Raw genomic sequence first — 4,535 nt, 5'->3', positions numbered from 1 at the left:
TCGATAAACCCCAAAAGAGAGCCTCTTATTTCTACAAGTAAAAATGCTTCGTTTCTATCGTTGAGCAGAGAGAAAGAATTCTGACTTAGGACGCATAACGCCCTGTTAAGGTGTGAGCAACGCTATACCGAAGTTGCTGCATACCACCTTAAACACTAAACGCAACGCATAGTAAAAATGCCACGCGTTGCGAATCACTCTTAAACAGATTGTTATGTTTTATTTTCCAGTTTAATTTGAGCATCACATACATGTAACGAATACGTTTCAGCTAAATATTCTAAGAGATTGTAAAGTAATACTTTTTGTCGCTCGTTCAAAAAGCTCAGATTAAAGCTGTACCCAATTTCTCCTAACTCTATATACAAGGGGATCATCTCAGAGAATGTTTCATGGTCAGGCTTTCTCTGAAGTACATATTTACACACTGCGGGTAATAACCAAGCCATTCCCTCTGTGCTGACTGTCATATACTCATCGCATATAGCGTTAAGACTTGCCTTACTCGCATCTAATGCACCAACAGGTATATTTTCTTCAATTATCCGTCTTGTAATATCGGCTCTTGAAACTGAGAAAAACATATCAGTCTTCGGGCAAGTCAAAGGAGGAAACTCTTTATTCAACATCTCCAAGTGCTGCTCTCTGGTCAAATATCCCCAATATTTCAATACTGAACCCTCTGTAAAACATAACGCCTGCAATAAGGTGCCCCGCATTAAACTAACAAAACACACCGAACTTCATACCAAAACTGCCGAGTGTAACGGGTCACCTTGATTGCCTTGTTATATTGCTGATTCGTAGTTACTACTTACTTTTGAGTGCACCAAATATAAGTGCTTAAAGAACACATCATCCCACTCTGAAACCAGGTCTACAATGTCAGTGTCATGTGAAGCGAAGCCACTTTCGTGATTTGCAGAATACCCACTAACTTTACCTACTTGAAGAGCATGACGGTCAAGGATAAAACTGTGCTCTTTTACGTCTCTTCCGCCACGATTAGCTCCGTGAGCAGCAAAACTATTGCGAATATCAAAGATTTTGCAGCAGCGTAGTTCTTTGGCATTGAAGTCCAACCCCATCTTGCGAAGTATGACAAGCATAGCTTGCTGTTGCATGTAGATAGCATTAAGGACGCCGTAGAAATATAGATACAGTTCGCCAAAGGAAAGTGATTTCTGACGAGAGTTAAAAGCATGCTTGGCTAATTGAGTATCCTCAAGCATATACAAACTATCGATAACCGAGTTGTAATCGCCACTAGTTTTGACAGAAACGATTGGATAAAGCTCTTGATCACTATCCGTCTCAATTGCAACATTTGAGATCATTTCACGGATAGAATCGATTAAATCATCTATTTTCATCACTGAACTCCAAGAGCAATATAACGCTTGCAATAAGGTGTGCCCCACTTAACCAGCAAAGCGCACCGAACTTCGTACCAAAACCGCCGAGTGTAACGCATCACCTTGATTGCCTTGTTATATTTTACATAAAAGCGGCCATCCAAACTTTAGACGCCATATACGCTCAAGATTCTTAGCTTCATCGCTATAACTTACATTGATATCTGTAGGTGATGTTTTATGTTCAAACGTTACATATGACACTCGCCATCTGTCGAGATCGCACATGGATGACTTAAGAATGGAAAGGCAACCAGTCCCTTTACCACCATTAAAATGCTGATGAATACGTCCACGAACACCTAGAGATTTACCCGCTATTCCATTGTAAACCAACCTAAACTCTCCATCAGTGCCAGAGTCATGACTGATCGTACAAACATCAGGTAAGCCATCATGTTGTGAAGTTAGATTTGCAATATTAATTGCTCCTTTATCAGAAGTGCATGAACTTTTTTTCATCAAATCAATATCATAATTTGTATAAATCCAATACATACCTGAGGAGTTTGTTAGTGGCGGGTTCGATAATTCTAGGTTTCCATATTTATTTCTTCTGATCGAACTCAACCTAGAAGCTCTTATAGATTCAATTCTATCAATTAATTCAGAACTCATTATTTACCTTAAAAAATATAACGCCGCATTAAGGTGTGAACAACGCAGCCACGAAACTTAACCTTACCACCGTAAACACAAGACTCAACGATGGAATGAAAAATGCCAAGCGTTGAGAATCACTCTTAAATGCTTTGTTATATGCGTGCTTGATAAAAGCCTAACTTTTCAAGACTCTCTTCCCCTGTTAACACAGGGTGATATTGAATGTGCGGCTTTAGATCTTCAGCAAATTGACTGACAACTTTTGGAAGATCGCTCTCTCCAGTTTGACTCTCGTATGTTGAAATAAACGTAAAATCTAGTATTTCCAAAGAAGGCAACGTCAACCATGCGTGAATGTTAGCCTTAACGGAAGGAGACCTATCTGAAATTAATGACGTGATATCATCTTCAGTTAACTCAAAATATGTATTTCCACCAAATGTTATAGAACCAATGGTGAAGATTGGTGGCACTCCGTAAAAATGTTCTACAGCTTTCATTAGTTGAGTGTGAATGTTTAGGCACTGCCCTACAAGATCACTAACTTTCAGAGGGTTATATTTATAATTTAAAAATTCCAAACAACTTTCAAGGTTTTTCTCACTACAATATTTTGCTTCTAAAGGCTTAAAGTGCGTATCGGACAATTTGAGACGCCTTGAACGCTCAATTGCCAACTCGAATTCTTCCAAATATTTCAATTCCTACTCCTAAGCATATAACGCCCAATTAACGCGTGAGCAGCGCATACACTGAACTTAAACATTGCGCCGTCGACACTAAACTCAACCCGAAGTGAAAGCGCCAAGCGTTGCGAATCACTGTTGAATTGCTTGTTATGTATGTTCCTGAGATAGCGCAGAGAATTGATCGCGCCATTGTTCAAGTAATGGAATAGCAGACGATAAGCAGAAGTTTCGCTCACCAATAAGAAAAGCCAACACATTAGATAATGGGTAATTTTCTGGGTCTACAACATTGGAAATACTAAGGTAGGTTTTATTGCTAATTCCACTTTCACTATACCAGTTCCACTCTGACTCATGTTTCCACCAATTTGCAGCAGAATTGATAACTGAGATATGAGTGGATCCTAGTAATGTTACCGTTCCAAGGTTTAATGCGTCTCGCTTACTAACTTCACTTTTATACATGGTATCGCTTATATATTGCTGCATAGCAACAAAACCAACACCTATAAAGTATTCTGCTCTGTCAAAAACACCTAAACTGTCAGCATCTATACTTGATTCTGCTTGTTTCATTAACTGTTCTAATCGAGAATCGAGTAAAGCTAATAAATCGCTCAGTTCAGCGATTTTAAGATCAAGGCAATCTACTTTTGAAAACAGCAACATACAATTGTTCCTCAAAATACATAACGCCTGCAATAAGGTGTGCCAACGCTGAACCAGCCAAGCACACGAGCTTCATACCAAAACCGCCGAGTGTAAATGCATCACCTTGATTGCTTTGTTATGTGTTTTCTTCGTAGATATCGATTACATGACAAGAATTAAAATAAACCTTTTGACCACATGCGACGCTAACATCACCGGAAGGATCATTATCAAGAATGCCAGTATAAAACTGACCTGAGATCCCTGTAACTTCTACCCACATTCTTTCAACCGATACATTATCTTTATTATTACGTTCTTCCATTCTAAAAATGAGTTTAACGAGATCACCTGATTGTAGTGATTCTCTTTTTTCTTTTTCAGGAATCCAAAAGGTATCACTATATTCTTTATGAATGGCTTCTCCATCATCCAATTCATAAGAATCTATTTCATATGTTGCTAGTTTCATCGTAACTCCATAAACACATAACGCCCGCTTAACTTGCTGCCAACTGCACCGAACTCAAACAGACCACCGTAATCACAAATGCCAAACCGAACCAAAAATGCCACAGGTTGGCAGTCAGGTTGAAGCGATTGTTAGCTGATGATACTCACCGTGAGCACCTCTGATATCATGCCTAAGGGTACAAAGTTGGGATACCCGATTTCAATCCGAGGCACTACTTTCAGAGAATAAGCACCTTCCTCACTCCAGCTTATCCATGACTCAAGATCTGGATAAGCCTCATGAGACAACACCAAAACAACCATAATTTTATGGTCATCTGCAATACGAGTAGGTACGCACTTATACAAATGTTCGCTAACCCTAGCGTCAGACAACTCTCTATAATCAAAAAATGATATGCAACCTCTCAAACGGAAAAAGCCATTTGAATTGCCAAATACAGAAGGTCTATCTCCGCTAATATTGGCAATTAACCCGCCGTCAGTAACAATAGATTCAAAGCTTTCCTGAGTAGTAGTATGAAATACCTTACCTTTCATAAGTTCTATGAAATCTTCAAATCCGTCTATTTCTAAGTGTTTAATCTTCATTATTCTCAATCAGCTAACGCTCTGCTAAATGGCGCTGTCACCTAACTTCCAAAGCCAACCACACTCAGAACCAAAACCGCCGAATGTTCTGGCGTCCGTTTAAGCAGTTTGT

At 39.2% G+C, this 4,535-nt stretch carries 7 protein-coding genes; all 7 read right to left on the bottom strand.

From position 1 onward, the window contains the following. Positions 1–212 precede the first annotated feature (212 nt). Entirely contained in the window at positions 213–671 is a 459-nt protein-coding gene (locus tag MHO82_RS25535) for a hypothetical protein (RefSeq protein ID WP_239189400.1), read from the bottom strand. A 117-nt stretch (positions 672–788) separates the two neighbouring features. After that, entirely contained in the window at positions 789–1,373 is a 585-nt protein-coding gene (locus MHO82_RS25530; RefSeq protein WP_239189398.1) for a hypothetical protein, read from the bottom strand. Positions 1,374–1,490: 117 nt separating this feature from the next. Then, a complete protein-coding gene (locus MHO82_RS25525) occupies positions 1,491–2,033 on the bottom strand; it encodes a hypothetical protein (protein WP_239189396.1) in 543 nt (180 codons plus the stop codon). A gap of 137 nt (positions 2,034–2,170) precedes the next feature. Beyond that, positions 2,171–2,719 carry a hypothetical protein gene (locus tag MHO82_RS25520; RefSeq protein ID WP_086459384.1) on the bottom strand — a complete coding sequence of 183 codons (549 nt, stop codon included), beginning with the start codon at positions 2,717–2,719 and terminating at the stop codon, positions 2,171–2,173. A gap of 135 nt (positions 2,720–2,854) precedes the next feature. After that, positions 2,855–3,376: a hypothetical protein gene (locus MHO82_RS25515; protein ID WP_239189393.1), complete on the bottom strand. Its 522-nt coding sequence runs from the start codon at positions 3,374–3,376 to the stop codon at positions 2,855–2,857. 118 nt (positions 3,377–3,494) lie between these two features. After that, positions 3,495–3,830, bottom strand: a complete 336-nt coding sequence (locus MHO82_RS25510) for a DUF2314 domain-containing protein (RefSeq protein WP_239189391.1) — start codon at positions 3,828–3,830, stop codon at positions 3,495–3,497. Between the two features lie 131 nt (positions 3,831–3,961). After that, positions 3,962–4,423, bottom strand: coding sequence for a hypothetical protein (locus tag MHO82_RS25505; protein ID WP_239189389.1), 462 nt, complete (start codon positions 4,421–4,423; stop codon positions 3,962–3,964). Positions 4,424–4,535: the final 112 nt, after the last annotated feature.

The sequence above is a fragment of the Vibrio sp. Of7-15 genome (genome assembly GCF_022347565.1).
GTDB lineage: Bacteria > Pseudomonadota > Gammaproteobacteria > Enterobacterales > Vibrionaceae > NORP241.
The sequence above is the reverse complement of the archived record's forward strand: the minus strand, read 5'-3'. Positions and strand labels throughout refer to the sequence as shown.

Coding starts and splice junctions, on each gene's coding strand:
- MHO82_RS25530 (WP_239189398.1), bottom strand. CDS start 1,373: ATGAAAATAGATGATTTAATCGATTCTATCCGTGAAATGATCTCAAAT.
- MHO82_RS25525 (WP_239189396.1), bottom strand. CDS start 2,033: ATGAGTTCTGAATTAATTGATAGAATTGAATCTATAAGAGCTTCTAGG.
- MHO82_RS25515 (WP_239189393.1), bottom strand. CDS start 3,376: ATGTTGCTGTTTTCAAAAGTAGATTGCCTTGATCTTAAAATCGCTGAA.
- MHO82_RS25510 (WP_239189391.1), bottom strand. CDS start 3,830: ATGAAACTAGCAACATATGAAATAGATTCTTATGAATTGGATGATGGA.
- MHO82_RS25505 (WP_239189389.1), bottom strand. CDS start 4,423: ATGAAGATTAAACACTTAGAAATAGACGGATTTGAAGATTTCATAGAA.